Genomic DNA, 17,710 nt, shown 5'->3' on the forward strand with positions numbered 1-17,710 from the left:
AAATGATTATCAGTATGTCTGATCCACATCTCACGCTCAAGTTAAAAGTTCGAAATAATCAAATTATTATATTTTGAGCATTAATTATGAGCTTACCTATTCCACAAGCTTCATCGCGAGTTGTGATTACTGGCGCTTCATCGGGCATTGGTGAACAGCTAGCAAAACAGTTTGCTGTACGAGGCTATTCGTTAGTTTTAGTGGCTCGCCGTGTAGAAAAATTAGAGGCACTTGCTGAAAAATTAAAAGCCGCATATCAAATATCTGTAGATTTATATCCATGTGATTTGGGAGATCGGGCAGCACGGGCTAAATTTCGTGATTATTTAGAAAATATTGAAGTAGCCATTCTTTGTAATAACGCTGGATTTGCGACTTTTGGTTGTCTGCAAGATTTAGATGCAGACCGAGAGCGTGAAGAAGTTGAAGTTAATTCGGTGGCAATTCATGACCTGACTTTAGCCGTGTTGCCACAAATGATTAAAAGAAAAGCTGGAGCGATACTCATTGTAGGGTCAACTTCTGGTCATCAGCCAACTCCAGCCAACGCAACTTATGCAGCAACCAAGGCATTTGCTAACTCTTTTGCCGAGTCATTACATAGTGAACTTAAAGGAACAGGTGTGAGCTGTACATTGCTGGCTCCGGGACCAACCAAAACTGGTTTTAACGAAGTTGCAGGCATTACAAAAATTGATGGCGTTGGTGGTGGTCTCGTTTGGGTAACCGCAGAACGCGTTGCCAAAGAAGCCATTCAAGGAATGGATCGGAATTGTCGAATTGTGATTCCGGGCTTTGTAGCACAGGCGCAAACTTTTGGGGGACGCTACACACCACGCATTATTTTGCTACCCATTCTTAAACAAGTATTTTCGAGATTAAGCTAATGAAACAGTTGATTAATGACTTACGTGTGCCTGTGGGTTTAGCCAATCTTGGCAATAAGCTTTATCACAATGCTCAATATTTGACTGCTGTTGTTGAAGTTGATGAAAAAGCAATGGCGCGCTGGTTACCGTCTGGAATGACACTGGTTAAACCTGCCAGAGCCGATCTGTTTTGTGTGTATTTCCCTGAAAATGTCTATACGGGCGCTTACCATGAAGCGGGTTTATTTGTTCATATTAAAGTTGGCAACAGAACAGGAATCTTTTGTCCTTGGATGATTTTGGACGATGACCGAGCCATGATTATTGGTCGTGAATTGCTCGGCTACCCTAAAAAGATGGGTGAAATTAACTGGGAAAATGATGGCAAACGCATTTTAAGCAAAGCTTCACGCCGAGGTACAACACTCATTGAAATGGAAGCCAAGCTTGGTGAAGTCATTTATGAGGCACCTCCAATTTTGGGATTACCGCATCGGAATATTACGGGTGGTTTAGGAATTGGTTTGCCACGTGAAGTTCGATTTACCCCGAAAGAGCACCCAGTGGAAGTGCGTCAGGTTGAAATGAACTTACGTTTTACAGGCACAGCAAACGATCCATTACATGATATGGGGTTAGGCAAGGTTGTTGAGGCCAGATTACATCGAGTTGATTTGTCGGGAGGGTTAATTCCACCGATTCAAATACCTCGGTTACGTACGCCGTTATTTTTATTACGTCAGTTTAATCCACGCGTTTTATAACGAGAGAATAAACATGAATGCATTTTTTCAGTCAAAGTCAGCCCAAGATTTTTCTAAAATTTCTGCATCAATTGACATTACAGTGCGCCAGTTAGACTTATCTTTTTCAGACGAAATACCAGAGTTTTGGTTTAACGATAATCCCTTGCTGACCATGTTATTTACTGCCTTATCAAGTGCTTTCCCAGATGGTGAACGGCAGTTTATTTATAGTGTGCGTAATTATCAGGACAAAATTAGCGACCCTGTTTTGCTTAAACAAGTCCGAGCTTTTATTGGTCAAGAAGCTCATCACGGCAAAGAGCACGATGCACTTAATGCCGTGATGCTTAAAAAAGGTTATCCAGTTGAACGTATTTATAAGCGTTTTAAAAAGATGAACCGTATGTTACAGCAACGATTTTCTTTAGAGCATCAGTTGGCTTGTACAGTATGTATGGAGCATCTAACAGCAATTTTAGCGGACTATTTTATTAGTATCGCGCCTGAAGACTTAGAGTTATTTGACGTTCATTTGCGAAAAATTTGGGCTTGGCATGCCATTGAAGAAACAGAGCATAAAGCTGTGGCGTTTGATGTCTATCAATCTTTAGTGAATAGACCTTATTTCTTACGGTTGGTGATGTTAGAAACTACGCTTTCTTTTCTCATAATTACCAGCAGAGGAACAAAAGAGCTTTTAAAGGCTTCTGGCAAAAATAGAGATTTTAAAAGTCTATATGTAGGTTTGAAATATTTGCTTGGCGGTCAAGGTGTAATCCGAAAAATTAGCCGCAGTTACTTAGATTTTTATTCTAAAGATTTCCATCCTTGGCAACATGATAACCGTGTGCAAATGATGAAATTAAAAGACATATATCTCAATAAATGATTTTTAAATTTAGGAAGAAACAAAATGACAAAACCTAATCTAAAGCCCACATTAGCAAGCCCTTTAACTTTAGCCTGCGGCATTACCATTCCAAACCGAATTGCTAAATCTGCGATGAGTGAACAACTTGCCGATCGGCATGGCTCACCTACAATTGACTTACAACAGTTGTATGCAGCTTGGGCCAGAGGTGGAGCAGGGTTGTTAATTACAGGCAATGTGATGATTGACCATCGTGCTTTTGTGGAACCACGAAATGTGGTTTTAGAGTCAGCAGCATTTCTGCAAGCAAACAAATTATGGGCTCAGTCTGCACAAGCCAATGGCAGCAAAATTATTATGCAGATTAATCACCCTGGTCGTGTTGCAGTTTTACCACTTTTGAAAAAACCAATAGCTCCTTCAGCACTTGGGCTTGATTTACCTGCTATGAATATTATTCGTATTCCTCGTGCGATGACCGAAGCGGAAATATATGAACAGATTAATCGATTTGCTCAAACTGCGAAGCTGGCTGTTGAAGCAGGTTTTGATGGAGTACAGGTGCATGCAGCACATGGTTATTTACTCTCACAATTTTTATCACCTTTGGCTAACGTTCGGACAGATAAGTGGGGCGGTAGTCCTGAAAACCGACGCCGCATGTTGATTGAAATAGTTCAGGCTGTACGAGCTGCAATAGGAAAACACAAAATATTAAGTGTAAAACTCAACTCTGCCGATTTTCAAAAAGGTGGATTAAGCTCTGAAGAGTCGATGGATATTGCGTTAGCACTCGAAAAAGAGGGAATCGATTTACTCGAAATTTCGGGTGGAAATTATGAGTCTCCAGCGCAGCTCGGATATACGCCAGAAAGACAAGTAGAGCGCGATGCTTATTTTATAAATTATGCAGAAAGTCTAAGACAAAAAAGTAAATTACCACTCATGTTAACTGGTGGGTTACGTAAAGCCAGTTTTATGAACCAGATTGTGGCGGATGGAGTGGTTGACCTTATAGGAATGGCACGTCCATTTGCTACACAACCAGATTTGGCAAAGCAACTTTTGGCAGGGAAATCGATAATAGAACCCGCTCATGTGCCTTCAATTGGCTATAAACCTGTAGATGCCTATTTGCAACTCGCTTGGCATGCTTCGCAATTTCGCCGTATTAGTCGTGGGCAACAACCTAAAGCAATTAAGGGATTAATTAGAACATTTGTTGCTTTTGGCCCACGTATGGGGTGTAACATTTTGACTCAGAAATAATGAATAAGACGTTTTAATTCATCTTATTCATAGTCTATAGCCGACGTATGAGCGGCTATAGTTAAGAATATCTAATCTAATGAAAAACAATTAGGTAAAATTACAGTCGTAATGCTTCTACTAACAGCCGAAATAATGGTGAAGACTCACGACGGCTCGGGTAATACATGTAGTAACCTGAATAACTCATGTCCCAATCTTTTAATATCGTGACAAGATTACCTTTTTGTATTTCGGCCTCGACCATAATTTTCGGTAGCCATACAATACCTAGTCCATCTAAACCCGCCTTTAATTGTAATCTGGCATGGCTAACAACCATTGAAAACTCAGGAGATAGAACCTGAACCTCTGAGTTCTCTTGTGCTTTTTTAAATTCCCATGATTGAATCCGTTCATGGCTGGGTAAACGTAATCCAACACAACGATGTTGAGGTAAATCATTAGGAGTTTGAGGAGCACCATATGTTTGCAAATAGGCAGGAGAAGCCAAAGTCATCATTTCTAACTCGTGGCTGACTTTAACTGAGATCATGTCTTTATGGACATTTTCTCCCAATCGAATCCCAATATCGTAGCGATCTTTAACAATATCTGTAAAGGCATAGTCCATGGTCAGTTCAAGTTGTATGTTGGGATGGTCGTGTGAAAATTTAGATAATTTATCCCATAATAAAAAGTTGAGACTAATTTCCGTCCCATTAATTCGTAACTTGCCGCGAGGTGAATCCCGAAATTCATTTAAGTTATAGAGCTTTTGTTCAATGCCGGTGATGAGAGGTTCAATATCATTAAGAAGTTGCTCACCTTCTTGTGTAAGGGAAACGCTTCGAGTGGTGCGGTTCAAAAGTTTAATACCCAGCCTTTGTTCAAGCATTTTAAGCGTATAGCTTAAAGCAGACTGGGACACACCTAATTGTCCAGCAGCTTTAGTAAAGCTCCTTGTTTGAGCAACAATAATAAACGATTTCAAATCATCTAAATTTTCAGACATTGGAGACCTCGAAAATACTACTTTTTTTGTTAATAGAATGTGATTAATAAAATATTCATATAAATGTAATCGAAATTGCCTAGCTAATACATTCCTTATTGTCGAGTTATAGTTATTTTTTAACCAACACCTACTATGTGCGTGGTGAGAGATAACGATGAAAACAGTACGATTAAATAATGATGTTGAAATGCCGCTTGTTGGTTTTGGCGTGTTTCAAATGACAGATCCTGTGGAATGTGAACAAGCTGTATTACATGCGATAGATGCAGGCTATCGACTGATCGATACGGCAGCCTCTTATCAAAATGAAACACAAGTGGGTAACGCGCTTCGTCAAAGCCAAATTGCTCGTGATGAATTATTTGTCACTACAAAGTTATGGTTACAAGATGCCAGTTATGAAGGTGCAAAAGCACAATTTGAACGTTCACTCAATCGTTTGCAACTGGATTATCTAGACCTTTATCTCATCCATCAACCGATTGGTGATGTGCATGGTGCATGGCGAGCAATGGAAGAGTTATATGCTGAAGGTAAAATCCGTGCGATTGGTGTCAGTAATTTTCATCCTGATCGTTTAGCCGATCTTATCGCATTTAATCAGGTAAAACCTGCGGTCAACCAAATTGAAGTTAATCCATTTAACCAGCAATTGCATGCTGTGCCATGGATGAAATCTCGTGATATTCAACCTGAAGCATGGGCACCTTTTGCTGAAGGTCGTAATAATTTATTCAATCAACCTGTACTTGTAACTATCGGGCAGAAATACGGTAAGTCTGTAGGACAGGTAGTTTTGCGCTGGTTATTGCAACGAAATATTGTGTCTTTAGCTAAGTCAGTACGTAAAGAACGCTTGCAAGAAAATATCGATATTTTTGATTTTGAATTATCAAGTGAAGATATGACGCAAATTACAGCAATGGATACAGCAACCAGCGCATTTTTCTCTCATCGTGACCCAGCCATGATTGAGTGGTTAGCCCATCGAAAAATAGATGTATAAGTCTAGATGAGGAAAGATGATGAAATTTTTAAATACCATTTTAATGTCGGCAGTAATTACGACTTCTGGTGCTGCTGTTGCAGCAGATAAAAAAGATAACCCTTTTGGCCTAGTGTATGGCGGTGCAATTACTAAAAATCTTAAAGGGCAAGTCAATATTCATCCTGTCACCTATAAGCTGAATGGTTTGGATATTGTCGCCAATGTTTATACCCCAGCTAATTATGATGCCAATAAGAAATATCCCGCAGTGGTAGTGGCGCACCCAAATGGTGGAGTAAAAGAACAAGTTGCCGGATTATATGCACAGCGCCTCGCTGAACAAGGTTATATCACCATTACGGCAGATGCTGCTTATCAAGGTGGAAGTGGTGGCCAACCGAGGAGTGTAGATAAACCTGCAAATCGTATTGAAGATGTTCATGGCATGGCCGATTTCATTACCCAATATGCAGGTGTAGATAGCGACCGTTTAGGTTTACTCGGAATCTGTGGTGGAGGTGGCTACTCATTGGCAGCAGCGGAAACGGACAAACGCTTTAAAGCTGTAGCGACATTAAGCATGTTTAACTCAGGACGAGTTCGCCGTAATGGTTTTGCAGATTCTCAGTTAGACACGATTCAGCAGCGTTTAAAGCAAGCCTCTGATGCTCGTGCTCAGGAAGCAGCTGGAGGTGCGGTTCTCTATGCAGGTGATGCCGATATGACGGATGAACAGATTGCTAAATTGCCATTTGAGATGTATCGCCAAGGTTATGAATATTATTGGAGAACACATGCTCATCCAAATTCAACTTTTAAATATACCATGAGCAGTTTACTTGACCTGATGCGTTGGGATGCAACCGATCAAATTGAGTTGATTAATCAGCCTTTATTAATGATCGCAGGTAGTCAGGCAGATAGCCTTTATATGACTGAAGATGCCTTTGCTAAAGCTACAGGTACAAAAGATAAAGTCTTATTCAAAATTCCAAATGCGACGCATATCGAAACGTATTGGAAGCCTGAATATGTCAAACAGGCAATGGGTCAGTTGACCGCTTTCTATAGCAAAAAATTGAAATAGAAAACTTTGTGATTTGCATATTATAGGATGAGAGGAAATATGATGAAAAATCAGGTAAATGCCTTACTTGTAATGAGTTCTCTCTCTGGAGGGGTTTGGGCTGAAGACAAGATAGAGCAACAGATTACTCGAGTAGAGCAGCTTGCTATTCAATCTGCCCAAGACAACAACTTTTCAGGTAAAGCCGAATTTTCACGTTTTCCTGTCATGCCTTCAACAGGTAATGTTGCGCCTGCCATTGTTCGTTTTGAAACAGGGGCTATCACGCACTGGCATACCCATCCTCACGGTCAATATTTAATTGTGACTGAGGGCGAAGGGCGGACACAAGAATGGGGGAAGCCTATTCAAATCATTCATCAGGGAGATGTGATCTGGTGCCCACCTAATGTTAAACATTGGCATGGAGCAAGTGAACATAGCCCAATGTCGCACATCGCCATGAGTCCAGTTGCTACAGATGGCAAAAGTGTTACATGGTTAGAAAAAGTAAATTTACCTGATGCTCAACCAACATCAGAATCTTCCAAAATTCGTAAATCAGTGGTGTTAAATCAAAAGCAATTAAGTTTGATTCCAATTGCTGCATTTACTGCAAGAGGAGATATTAAAAAACTTAAGCCCGCATTAGTCAGTGGGTTGAATAGCGGTTTAACGGTCAATGAAATTAAAGAAGTATTTGCACATCAATATGCTTATGCAGGCTTTCCGCGTGCATTAAATGGGATGCTAACTTTTAAAAGCCTACTTGAAGAGCGTGAGAAAAAGGGTATTAAAGATACGCAGGGCGCAATGCCAAGCACTTTACCAAGTAATACCGATTATTATCAGCTTGGTATAGAACGACTAGCTTATCTGAATAAAACCTCTATCGAAGATAATTCAAAACCATTGTTCGATAATTTTTCACCTACGATGGATCAGGCTTTGAAAGCCCATTTATTTGGTTATCTGTTTAGCCGAGATAACTTGCCTCCTTTAGAGCGTGAATTAGTTGTTGTGAGTACGCTATCTGCATTAGGAGATGTAAATGCGCAATTACGTTCGCATTTAAGAATTACTCAAAATCTTGGTGTAGATGCTACTCAAATGCAGAAAATTATGACGACTTTACAGCAAGCCGTTGGCAATGATTTGGCAAACAATGCTCAAAGTGTTGTACAGCAATTAAAATAATTGAGATGAGAAAGAAATGATAAATACCAACTCGATGTTCGGCAAAGTGCTGCTCTCAATCTGTATTGCGGCTTCAATTTCAGCCTGCTCAATCAACCCTCAGCAATCAAATATTTTAAAGATTGCCCAACAAGGTAATTTTGCAGCGGGTGGGAAAGTGATTCAAACTGCGGGTCAATTTGATGATAAACAATTGTTTACCCCCCAAGGTCAAACTTTGCATGGCGACCATGCTTCTGTATTTTATCAAATTCCTGAAAATGCCCGTCCTCATCCACTGGTTTTTTTACATGGTGCAGGCCAATCGGCAAAAACATGGGGAACAACACCTGATGGCCGAGAGGGGTTTCAAACAATTTTTCTACGTCAGAATTTCCCGATTTATGTAGTGGATCAGCCACGTCGTGGACAAGCAGGCCAATCGACTGTAGCCGCGGAAATACCTGTAACGACTAACGACCAAGCTTGGTTTAATATGTTCCGTATCGGGCAATATCCTAATTTTTTTAATGGCGTACAGTTTTCAAAAAATCCAGAAGCTTTAAATCAATATTTCCGTCAAATGACGCCAAATACTGGAGCTTATGATGAACAGGTAATTAGCGATGCAATGGTTGAGGTTTTGAAGAAATCGGGAGATGCTGTACTCATCACCCATTCACAAGGGGGTGGGCCAGGTTGGTGGACAGCAATCAAATCTAGTCAGGTCAAAGGCATTGTGGCGTATGAACCGGGAAGTGGTTTTGTTTTCCCTGAAAATGAACTGCCTGAGTCGATGTTGAGTGCTACAGGAACATTGGCTCCGACCCCTGTAAAAATGGCACAGTTCGAGAAGCTGACCAAAATGCCAATCATTATTTATTATGGCGACAACATTCCCACTGAAAAAAATGGCTATGCAGGCCAGCAAAATGCAGGGCAAGACAATTGGCGTGTGCGTTTAAAAATGGCACAGCTTTGGGTTGATAAGATTAATCAACATGGTGGACAGGCTCAATTAGTCCATTTGCCAGAAATTGGTATTTATGGAAATACTCATTTTCCTTTTTCTGATCTAAACAACGGACAAATTGCACAACTGCTTTCACAATGGCTTAAGCAAAATAAACTGGACTGATTCATTTTTATCTAAGCAAAATTTATAGAGTTTCTCAAATGCCAACATCATCTGCCCCCATCTCATATTCTAAAAATACCATACAGACCTCAAGCTGGTTCTTTATGGTGATTTTAGGTGCATTAATGGCATTTACGTCACTTTCTACAGATATATACTTACCAGCCATGCCACAAATGGCACATGAATTAAATGGGAATGTTGAGCTGACAGTTACAGGGTTTCTGGGTGGCTTTGCATTGGCGCAGTTAATATGGGGCCCAATGAGCGACCGTATTGGACGGAAAATTCCTTTATTTATTGGCATGATTCTTTTTGTAATTGGTTCAATTGGGTGTGCATTATCACAATCGATTGAACAGATCGTATTTTGGCGAGTTTTTCAGGCTTTTGGTGCGTGTACAGGTCCAATGCTTGCTCGTGCGATGATTCGAGATCTGTATGCTCGAACCCAAGCTGCTCAAATGCTCTCTACACTTACCATTATTATGGCAATCGCTCCGATTGCTGGGCCACTACTGGGTGGGCAAATCATCAAGTTTAGTACTTGGCATAGTATTTTCTGGTTATTAGCAATGATTGGCGGAGTAATGTTTTTTGCCTTATTCTTTTTACCCGAAACTCATGTAGTAGAAAAGCGAACTACATCCTCAGTGATGAATACGTTTAGGAATTACCGACAGTTACTCAGTAATGGGCAGTTCATGCGTTATACATTATGTGTGACTTTTTTCTATGTTGCTGCTTTTACTTTTATTGTTGGCTCACCCTTTGTGTATATTTCTTTTTATGGCGTAGATGCACAACATTATGGTTGGTTATTTGCACTCAATATCATCGGCGTAATGGGGCTTAGTTTTGTAAATCGAAACTTGGTCAAACGATTTAGCCTCGATCAATTACTCAAATTTACTACTGCAATTGCCATGTTGGCGCTATTAATCCTTTGCCTTTTGTTCTATGCCCAGATAGGGGGAATCTATAGCATTATTGCAATGGTTTTTGTCTTTTTTTCTATGAATGGCATGATTGCTGCCAACTCAACCGCGGCAGCCCTAGATGGCGTACCTGAAATGGCTGGTTCAGCATCGGCGCTGATTGGTTCATTGCAATATGGAAGTGGGATCATTTCTTCATTATTACTTGCATGGCTATCTATGGATACACCTACGACCATGATTGTGATTATGACGTTTTTTACAATACTTAGTGCAGTCATGGTTTGTCTTCCGATGAAAAATGGAATTAGCTAGACTTTTGGAATTATTTTTAATTAGCTTTAAACAATTATTTTGTTATTGTTTACTTAGTCTGAAGCCATTACATGTTTTTTATAGTAATAGGCCTTCTAAATTACATGATATGAAAAATTTATAGTTCTGACTCAGGTTGAGAGATAGAGACATGAAATGTGTTATCAGGATTCTATTAAAGATAAATATTTTATCTTTTTTATTCATTAATATAGTGTTTGCAGCTACTGTTCCAAGTGGGCAGTTGAGTGGTTCTTTTTCTGAGGCAGCAGGGAGTAACAGAAGTTATTTTGTTACCTTACCTAAAAATTATACTCCTCTAAAAAAATACAAACTTGTATTAGTTTTTGCTGGAACAGATACTACCGGTAAAGAAATGAGGGATTGGTTTGGTTCAGGATGGAATGCTTCTGTACCTGGTCTAGAAAAGAATATGCAAGATACGATCTTTATTTACCCAGATCAGAAATGGCGCTGGGGTTCAGATCGAGGATGGGCATTAGGACCTAATGGTGCTGACTTTGTTGGCAATCATGATATTAAGTTCACAGAGGAGTTGTTAGCTTTAGCAAAACGTAACTATTCTATTGATTCTACAAAAGTATTTGTAACAGGGCATTCTTGGGGCGGTGATATGGCTGCTGTAGTAGGGTGTTTTTTGGGTGATCAATTTAAAGCAATTGCACCTGTAGCCGCAAATCGTCCTTATTGGTTTTATAATAGTAATAACACTGCAATCAAATGCAAAGGTAAACCTGCTGTCTGGACTGTATTTGGTTTGGCCGATGATTATTTTGGGGATGATAGTCCTAATGGATTATTTGGGAAAGAGCAAAATAAGTTTTGGATAAACAGTTATGGATGTAATACCTCGGCAACTAAAAAACTATCGAATGAAACGATTGAATATACACAATGTAAGACTGCACCAGTAAGACTGACTCTTTATCGCTCAGGTCAGTATTCTGGAGGTGGGGATTTAACAGGACATTATCCACCTGATTATTTCTTAAAAAATGTTTCTACATGGTTCTCTAGTTTTTAATATTTTAATAAATGATGGCTAGGCATCTTAAAAGCAACTTGGCCATCATTTTTATTATTTACTATCATGTTGGAGTACATAAACTTTTTTTGAAAGTAAGAAAAAGTTTGGGGCTAACTTTCATAACGTCTTGGAGTCCTACCCGTCCAGCGTTTAAATGCACGAGAAAAATTAGTTACGTCTGTATAGCCTAAATGATCAGCGATATAGTTTAAGCTTAGACTTCGATTTTTTAAAAAACCAAGTGCTTTGTTACACCGAACATTTTCAACGATATCTCTAAAGTTAGTTTGTTCATCTAGTAGTTTACGTTGCAAAGTTCGTTCTGAAATATCAAGTTTTTTACAAACTTCGGTAATTGTACTAATACCCATAACTTCATCATAAACCAAGTCTTGTACTAGACTGGTAAAGTCTGATTTTTTTAAAAAATTACGTAATTGAGCCTTACATTGCTCTCTCATTAATCTTTCTGTAATTGGATCTGAGGTAAGTAGGGGGATTTCAAGAATTTCTTTTTGAAAAACTAATCGCGTATATGGTTGTTTATAATTTACTTTACCAGGTAATAGTTTTTCAAAGTCTTCAAAATATTCAGGTCTTTCAAATTCAACATCAGCATATCCTGTTAATGAATGTCCAGAAACAGCTTTCCCCATTTGAACGAAGCCGAGCAAAAGAGCAACGTGAACAACATCAATATAAAGATAGGATTGATTATGGTTAAAGTTTAAATATGCATATTCGTTGTCAATTTCGAGGGTGATTTTATGAATTGTCGACTGAAGCGAAATAAATTCTTGTGCAATTTTTAATGCATCGTGTACGTTCTTCGCAGCTAGAGCTGCAAACCCAATAAGCCCATGACAAGTTACAGTCATTTGCATGCCAAGATAGAAACCGAAAGCTAAAGACGGTTCTTTTGTAAGCGTTAATGCTCTATGTAGAGTCTGAATAGCAGCATTAAAGTCGACATGCCAGAGAGGTTCTAATAGTTTTTCTTGTTGAATTCCTGTCCCTTGCAATAAATCTTCTTTTGATATTTCCCATCTTGAAGCAACGTCTGCAATGAGCGCTATATAAGCACCAGGTATTGTATTTTTGGTTTTCTCATCACGCATCATAAAAATACTTCTGTGTCGGGAAATGACATTAAATTGACATAATAGGAACTATTGCTGAAAGTTTTAATATGAAAAATATAAGGTGAAACTTAATTAGTTACAATAGGATTCACGATTATGGAAATGGTAAAAACTCAAAGTGGTAGAAAGCCACTTGGTGCACAAGTCAATATCCCACCTCGCCGTATGGATTTTGATTTTTCCAAGGCACCACGCAATGGCTATGCAAATGATGAATATATGACAACATTTTGGGCTGCTTTCTCGGCACTATTTCCTAAAGGCGAATCATTCTTTGTAGAGGCTGTTCGGCCATATCGAAATCAGATTCATGATGAAATTCTTAAAGCTCAAATTGCAGGCTTTATCGGCCAAGAAGCAATGCATAGTAAAGAACATATTTCATTTAATAAGTTTTTTGCAAAACAAGGTTATCCAATGGATAAATTGGACCATGATGTCGGGAAACTTTTAAGTCTTATTCAAAAATATGCCCCATCTCGATTTCAACTGGCAATAACCGTATGTTTAGAACATTACACGGCAATTATTGCTGAATATTGCTTGAAAGCTGATGATATGCATCGTATGGCCGATCCAGAAATTCTAAAGATTTGGCTTTGGCATGCACTTGAAGAAAATGAACACAAGACAGTCGCTTTTGATGTCTATGAGACGGTTGGTGGATCTTACACAGAACGGGCCTTGGTTATGTTTCCAACAACAATAATTTTAGCATTTATGTTCCTTTGGTTTCATAGTCGTTTATTGGCTCATGATAAGCGCTTATTCAGCTTTAAAAAGAATTGGGCCGGAACTAAACATTTTTGGGGACGTGGAGGCATGTTTCAGGGAATAGTTCCTCAGTTACTGGACTTTTTAAAACCTGATTTTCACCCAAAACAACATGACACCGATGAATTATTAGATTTATGGAGAGAGAAGCTTTTTGGAGAAAAGGGCATTTTAAATGAGCAACTTAATTCGGTTCAAAATAAAAAATTAGTATTTTAAAAAGATATATTTCTTTTGTTTAATAGAGCAAAAATAAAAGAAATGTCTTATTTATTGACTAAACTGCCTGAATATAAAACTTAATGAATAAAAAATTAATTTTTATTACATCAATAATTCAAACATTCTGTTAACAGAGAAAAGAGGACAACATATGAAAAATAATATTCTAAAATATTCTAAAGTATTAGGAATATTTTCCGTAGCACTAATTACGATATCCAGTCTAACTGGATGTAATGATAGCTCAGACTCTAAATCTGAAAGTATTAAGCCAGAACCTACAAATACCTCAAAAGGAAAATTTATCCCAATTTATGAGCCAGCAACTAATGCAGAAAATAGGGTTGAGGAAAATTTGTGGCGTAGCCGAAAGTTGTTAGAAGGTTATACTGAAGAAATGAATGATTTTGTCAATATTCCTAATGATATCAAAGTAGTTGCAAAAGAATGTAAAGAGGCTAATGCATTCTACGATAGTGATAAAAACACAATTGAACTTTGTTATGAATTGGGAGTAGAAGAGAGAAAAATGTTCACGGAGGAAGGTGATTCTGGTGTAAATCTCGAAAATGAGCTATATCAAAGCGCTGTGGGGACGTTATTTCATGAGGCTGGACACGCACTTATTGCAGAACTTGATTTAAAAATAACTGGTAGAGAAGAGGACGTAGCTGATCAATTGGCAGCATACATCCTAACATATAATGATGAAGATAAAGATTATCTGATTACAGTTGCAGATACGTATGGCCTTGCTGCACAAAGAGCTACATCATTGGATGATTTGCCATTTTATGATTCGCACTCATTAGATGCACAGAGAGCTACAAATTTTCTATGTTATGTTTATGGGTCTGATATGAAAGGCTTCCAAAATCTTATAGATGATGGCGTGCTGAACAAAGAACGTGCTGTGGATTGTGAGCATGAATATCAACAAATAGTTGATGCTTGGGATTTTTTACTAGGCCCTTATTTCAAGAATCAATCTAAAAACAATATTTCTTAAATTTCGAGTTCGTATTCATCCCGCTTATTTTTTTGCTGTGCATTCTGCTATTAGGGTGCACAGCTCATACATTTCATAAGAATATGTATATTGAGCGCCATGTACCATCTTTATCCAACAGGACTAAAAATATTTTTAGTAAGCAATACTGTTTTATTAAGTTGATATTTAAGATTTACCTTAATTGTGTAATTAAATGAAAAACAATAATTAATTAAATAATTTCTAGCCAATATTACATTGACACCTTAAATATTGCAGATTACCATTTGCGGGCTGGCCTACATTGCCAGTCGGTTTTGACGGACCGTTTATTCGACCACATCAGATTATTCTTTCTGAGGAATAGTTTCATGTGCGCACCTCGTTCCCTCCCGTAGCGGTAGGACGGGAGTGGGACACTTTCGAGTGTGCTGGATGTCGAAACCAGTCCGTCAACCCGTTTCCGTTCTGCCACCATAATTTATAATGTTTCGGCAGAACTCCCAAAAGAAGGAGTTGGCCCATGCACATTCATAAATTATTGGCAGTCATTGTCAAAATCTATATCGACACAACTTAAATCACTTTAAAACAGTTTGATCGCTATTACGCTTATCGGACTTTAAATCGTCACGACTAAAAAACTTAATCAACAATGAAACTTGAGATGTGCCAAGCACAGTCTTTATGGCTTTGCTATGCCTTTTTTCTCCCAGAAAGGGTAATGGCTTTTAGATCTCTTTAGAAACAACAAGAATGTATAACGGTAAAATTATGCCAACTTTAGAAACATCTTCCAAAAAATTACAGGTTATTCACACTGCAATAGAGCTGTTCAATCTCTATGGATTCCACAATACGGGCGTGGACTTAATTGCTAAAGAATCCAAAATTCCTAAAGCCACTTTTTATAACTACTTTCATTCAAAAGAGCAGCTTGTTGAAAGGTGCGTATCTTTTCAAAAAAGCCGATTGAAAGAAGAGGTGCTGGCAATTATTTATTCAAGCCGTTACCGAACCCCAAACGATAAACTCAAAGAGATTATTGTTTTACATGTCAATTTTAATAGTCTGTACTATCTATTACTTAAAGCCATTTTTGAAATTAAACAGATTTACTCTCAGGCCTACCACATGGCAATTGAGTATAGAAAATGGCTGCTTCGAGAACTTTTTGATTTAGTTTTTAGTTTGGAAAACTGCACACTAAAACCCGATGCCAACATGGTTTTAAACTTAATCGATGGTTTGATGTTTCAGATTTTAAGCTCAAAAAGTTTAGAAGAGAGGGATGTGGTGGTAGGGAGGTTTTTTGGTGGGAAATTAAATAAATAATTCCACAAAGATAAATTATAGTTTATAAAGCTAATTTTAAAGTAAAGTTAAAAGTATCAAATCTTTATAACTATTTTGAATGGATAGAAAGCCAATAAGGTTATTTTATGAAAGCAATAAGAGAATTAAATAAATTATTAAAATGTTATAAAACATATAGTATTGAAAGTTTGGTTCATTCATTAAAATTTTATCAAAAACATATACTAGAGACCTTAGATGGAAAAGATATACTTTTTCCCTATCATATAGTGGGTATGTCTATACCTTATGCCCAATTGGCATTCTTAAAAATTGAAAATAATAATGCAGATACAGATGCTTTAAATAGTTTAAATCTTGCTTTGATGTATGCTGAAGTGGGAAGAGAATTACAATTAAAAGATTTCAAAATAAAACCTTTAGATAAAATGAATGTACATGAGTTAAAGAAGTATTTTTCAGAATTTTCTGCACTACTTTTTTGGGCGATTCTATTAAATAATAAAAATTTAGCAAAGAAATTAGCACGCCAAGTGAAGTTTTGCTTACAACAACAATTTCTATCTGACTTTCCTTTAAGTTATGACTATTTTTCATTATGGGCTTATTACAAATGGATTAATGAAGAATTTACATTAGAAGCAAAAATAGGCGGAAAATTTAAAGATTTGATAGATAATTGGTCATGTGACTCAGTATTTTTAGAACCATTACTCATAGATATAGCAAATTTACACTGCGAAGAATTAATAGATAATGATTTACGTAAGTATCCTCCAAAATTTATTTTCCCTCCGTTTACTTTATTGCCACTTGAAATTCATGTGATTAATAAATTAAGAGCATTAGATGAATTAGAGGAAATATCTTTAAATCATCCTTTAATGAACACTCATTCAGCAAAAATTAAAGAATTTGAAGTGATAGCTGATGATTTGATTGAAACGATACAGATAAATTTTTTGTAGCTGAATAGGCTAACTATAAAGTGTTGTTGCAGACTCTTGGATTACAAGAGGGTGCAATGCTAAATATAGGTATAATTTTATGAATTTCTTGATAAAGTTGAATTGTAGCCATCACTTAGGAATGGCTATGTATAGATTGGATATACTGCAGTGCAAATTATGATTGAACCATCAGTTCTTAGAGCCAAATCGCCATTTTTTATTATTGCTAAAAATTTCTTTATTTTTGGATTGCTTTGGATTTTATCTTCATTCTTGTATGGTGTTTTTGACTATGAGTCATATTCTTCCATATTTATTTATCTAATTAGTTTCTATGCTACTTATTTTTTTGGATATTTAATATCTAAACCTATTGTTTTAGACCTTGACTTTAATACTCTTAATCGAGTTAAGTTTTTAAGCCTTATATTTTTTGCTCTTTATTATATAATAATACCTCTACGGTTCTTTCTATTTGATATTAATAATGATTTATATGGTTTTAGACTTGGATTTGGATTCATTTTTCCATTCTGGACACTAACCCCAATTTTTATCACTAATCTGAAGAATAAGTTTTATATTTATTTATGTGCCTTGCTATGTGCTCTAGAAGTAATTTTTTGGGTAATGTTTTTTAAAATGAGTGAGTCTGAATTTTACAAGAGACCTTCATTTGTTGCTATGTTCACAAGTTCTCTTATATTCGCCTTAACTTTTCCTTGGTATTTATCTTGGCTAAGAGAAATAGACATCAATAAATGGGTTTTACCATTCTTTTTTAAAGAAGATAGATTTATATCTAAACTTATATCATGGGTAGTAATAGGACTTGGTAGTTTATTTATGTTTTTATTCTATCTTTTCTTTTAATAAAGCAATTAACAACCAAG

General features: G+C 37.2%; 17 protein-coding genes. 15 read left to right on the plus strand and 2 right to left on the minus strand.

Translation table 11 applies throughout. From position 1 onward, the window contains the following. The first annotated feature begins 86 nt into the window (after window positions 1–86). The 4 genes from MMY79_RS08575 to MMY79_RS08590 are packed head-to-tail and all read left to right on the plus strand — an operon-like array spanning window position 87 to window position 3,755. Window positions 87–887, plus strand: a complete 801-nt coding sequence (locus MMY79_RS08575) for an SDR family oxidoreductase (RefSeq protein WP_252613000.1) — start codon at window positions 87–89, stop codon at window positions 885–887. Next, complete coding sequence (locus tag MMY79_RS08580) at window positions 887–1,633, plus strand: acetoacetate decarboxylase family protein (protein WP_252613002.1); 747 nt, start codon at window positions 887–889, stop codon at window positions 1,631–1,633. Before MMY79_RS08575 ends, MMY79_RS08580 begins: the two co-directional genes overlap by 1 nt. A gap of 13 nt (window positions 1,634–1,646) precedes the next feature. Beyond that, window positions 1,647–2,504, plus strand: a complete 858-nt coding sequence (locus MMY79_RS08585) for a metal-dependent hydrolase (protein WP_252613004.1) — start codon at window positions 1,647–1,649, stop codon at window positions 2,502–2,504. A gap of 24 nt (window positions 2,505–2,528) precedes the next feature. Further along, window positions 2,529–3,755 (plus strand): NADH:flavin oxidoreductase/NADH oxidase family protein, encoded by a 1,227-nt coding sequence (locus MMY79_RS08590; RefSeq protein WP_252613006.1) that lies wholly within the window; start codon window positions 2,529–2,531, stop codon window positions 3,753–3,755. Window positions 3,756–3,855: 100 nt separating this feature from the next. On the opposite strand, the gene MMY79_RS08595 is transcribed toward MMY79_RS08590, so the two are convergent. Then, complete coding sequence (locus MMY79_RS08595) at window positions 3,856–4,749, minus strand: LysR family transcriptional regulator (protein ID WP_252613007.1); 894 nt, start codon at window positions 4,747–4,749, stop codon at window positions 3,856–3,858. Window positions 4,750–4,906: 157 nt separating this feature from the next. Between MMY79_RS08595 and MMY79_RS08600 the strand changes: the two genes are divergently transcribed. The 6 genes from MMY79_RS08600 (at window position 4,907) to MMY79_RS08625 (ending at window position 11,418) form a co-directional block, all read left to right on the plus strand. Continuing rightward, window positions 4,907–5,758 carry an aldo/keto reductase gene (locus MMY79_RS08600; protein WP_252613008.1) on the plus strand — a complete coding sequence of 284 codons (852 nt, stop codon included), beginning with the start codon at window positions 4,907–4,909 and terminating at the stop codon, window positions 5,756–5,758. Between the two features lie 16 nt (window positions 5,759–5,774). Further along, window positions 5,775–6,827 carry an alpha/beta hydrolase gene (locus MMY79_RS08605; protein ID WP_252613010.1) on the plus strand — a complete coding sequence of 351 codons (1,053 nt, stop codon included), beginning with the start codon at window positions 5,775–5,777 and terminating at the stop codon, window positions 6,825–6,827. Between the two features lie 39 nt (window positions 6,828–6,866). Further along, window positions 6,867–8,003 (plus strand): carboxymuconolactone decarboxylase family protein, encoded by a 1,137-nt coding sequence (locus MMY79_RS08610; RefSeq protein WP_252613012.1) that lies wholly within the window; start codon window positions 6,867–6,869, stop codon window positions 8,001–8,003. A gap of 16 nt (window positions 8,004–8,019) precedes the next feature. Beyond that, the gene (locus MMY79_RS08615; RefSeq protein ID WP_252613014.1) at window positions 8,020–9,120 is read left to right on the plus strand and encodes an alpha/beta fold hydrolase; all 1,101 of its coding nucleotides are present in this window, start codon (window positions 8,020–8,022) and stop codon (window positions 9,118–9,120) included. 38 nt (window positions 9,121–9,158) lie between these two features. Continuing rightward, window positions 9,159–10,373, plus strand: coding sequence for a multidrug effflux MFS transporter (locus MMY79_RS08620; RefSeq protein ID WP_252613016.1), 1,215 nt, complete (start codon window positions 9,159–9,161; stop codon window positions 10,371–10,373). Between the two features lie 214 nt (window positions 10,374–10,587). Continuing rightward, window positions 10,588–11,418 (plus strand): alpha/beta hydrolase-fold protein, encoded by an 831-nt coding sequence (locus tag MMY79_RS08625; protein ID WP_252613018.1) that lies wholly within the window; start codon window positions 10,588–10,590, stop codon window positions 11,416–11,418. A 113-nt stretch (window positions 11,419–11,531) separates the two neighbouring features. Here the strand turns inward: MMY79_RS08625 and MMY79_RS08630 are convergent, their stop codons facing one another. Further along, the gene (locus MMY79_RS08630; protein WP_252613019.1) at window positions 11,532–12,542 is read right to left on the minus strand and encodes an AraC family transcriptional regulator; all 1,011 of its coding nucleotides are present in this window, start codon (window positions 12,540–12,542) and stop codon (window positions 11,532–11,534) included. 117 nt (window positions 12,543–12,659) lie between these two features. Between MMY79_RS08630 and MMY79_RS08635 the strand changes: the two genes are divergently transcribed. The 5 genes from MMY79_RS08635 (at window position 12,660) to MMY79_RS08660 (ending at window position 17,690) form a co-directional block, all read left to right on the plus strand. Next, window positions 12,660–13,556, plus strand: coding sequence for a metal-dependent hydrolase (locus tag MMY79_RS08635; RefSeq protein WP_252613021.1), 897 nt, complete (start codon window positions 12,660–12,662; stop codon window positions 13,554–13,556). Between the two features lie 154 nt (window positions 13,557–13,710). Further along, the gene (locus MMY79_RS08640) at window positions 13,711–14,568 is read left to right on the plus strand and encodes a DUF4344 domain-containing metallopeptidase (RefSeq protein WP_252613023.1); all 858 of its coding nucleotides are present in this window, start codon (window positions 13,711–13,713) and stop codon (window positions 14,566–14,568) included. Between the two features lie 756 nt (window positions 14,569–15,324). Beyond that, complete coding sequence (locus MMY79_RS08650; protein ID WP_252613025.1) at window positions 15,325–15,885, plus strand: TetR/AcrR family transcriptional regulator; 561 nt, start codon at window positions 15,325–15,327, stop codon at window positions 15,883–15,885. Between the two features lie 107 nt (window positions 15,886–15,992). Continuing rightward, window positions 15,993–16,835 (plus strand): hypothetical protein, encoded by an 843-nt coding sequence (locus tag MMY79_RS08655; RefSeq protein WP_252613026.1) that lies wholly within the window; start codon window positions 15,993–15,995, stop codon window positions 16,833–16,835. A gap of 150 nt (window positions 16,836–16,985) precedes the next feature. Continuing rightward, window positions 16,986–17,690 (plus strand): hypothetical protein, encoded by a 705-nt coding sequence (locus MMY79_RS08660; RefSeq protein ID WP_252613028.1) that lies wholly within the window; start codon window positions 16,986–16,988, stop codon window positions 17,688–17,690. The last annotated feature ends 20 nt before the right edge of the window (window positions 17,691–17,710 follow it).

The sequence above is a fragment of the Acinetobacter sp. XS-4 genome (genome assembly GCF_023920705.1).
Lineage (GTDB): Bacteria > Pseudomonadota > Gammaproteobacteria > Pseudomonadales > Moraxellaceae > Acinetobacter.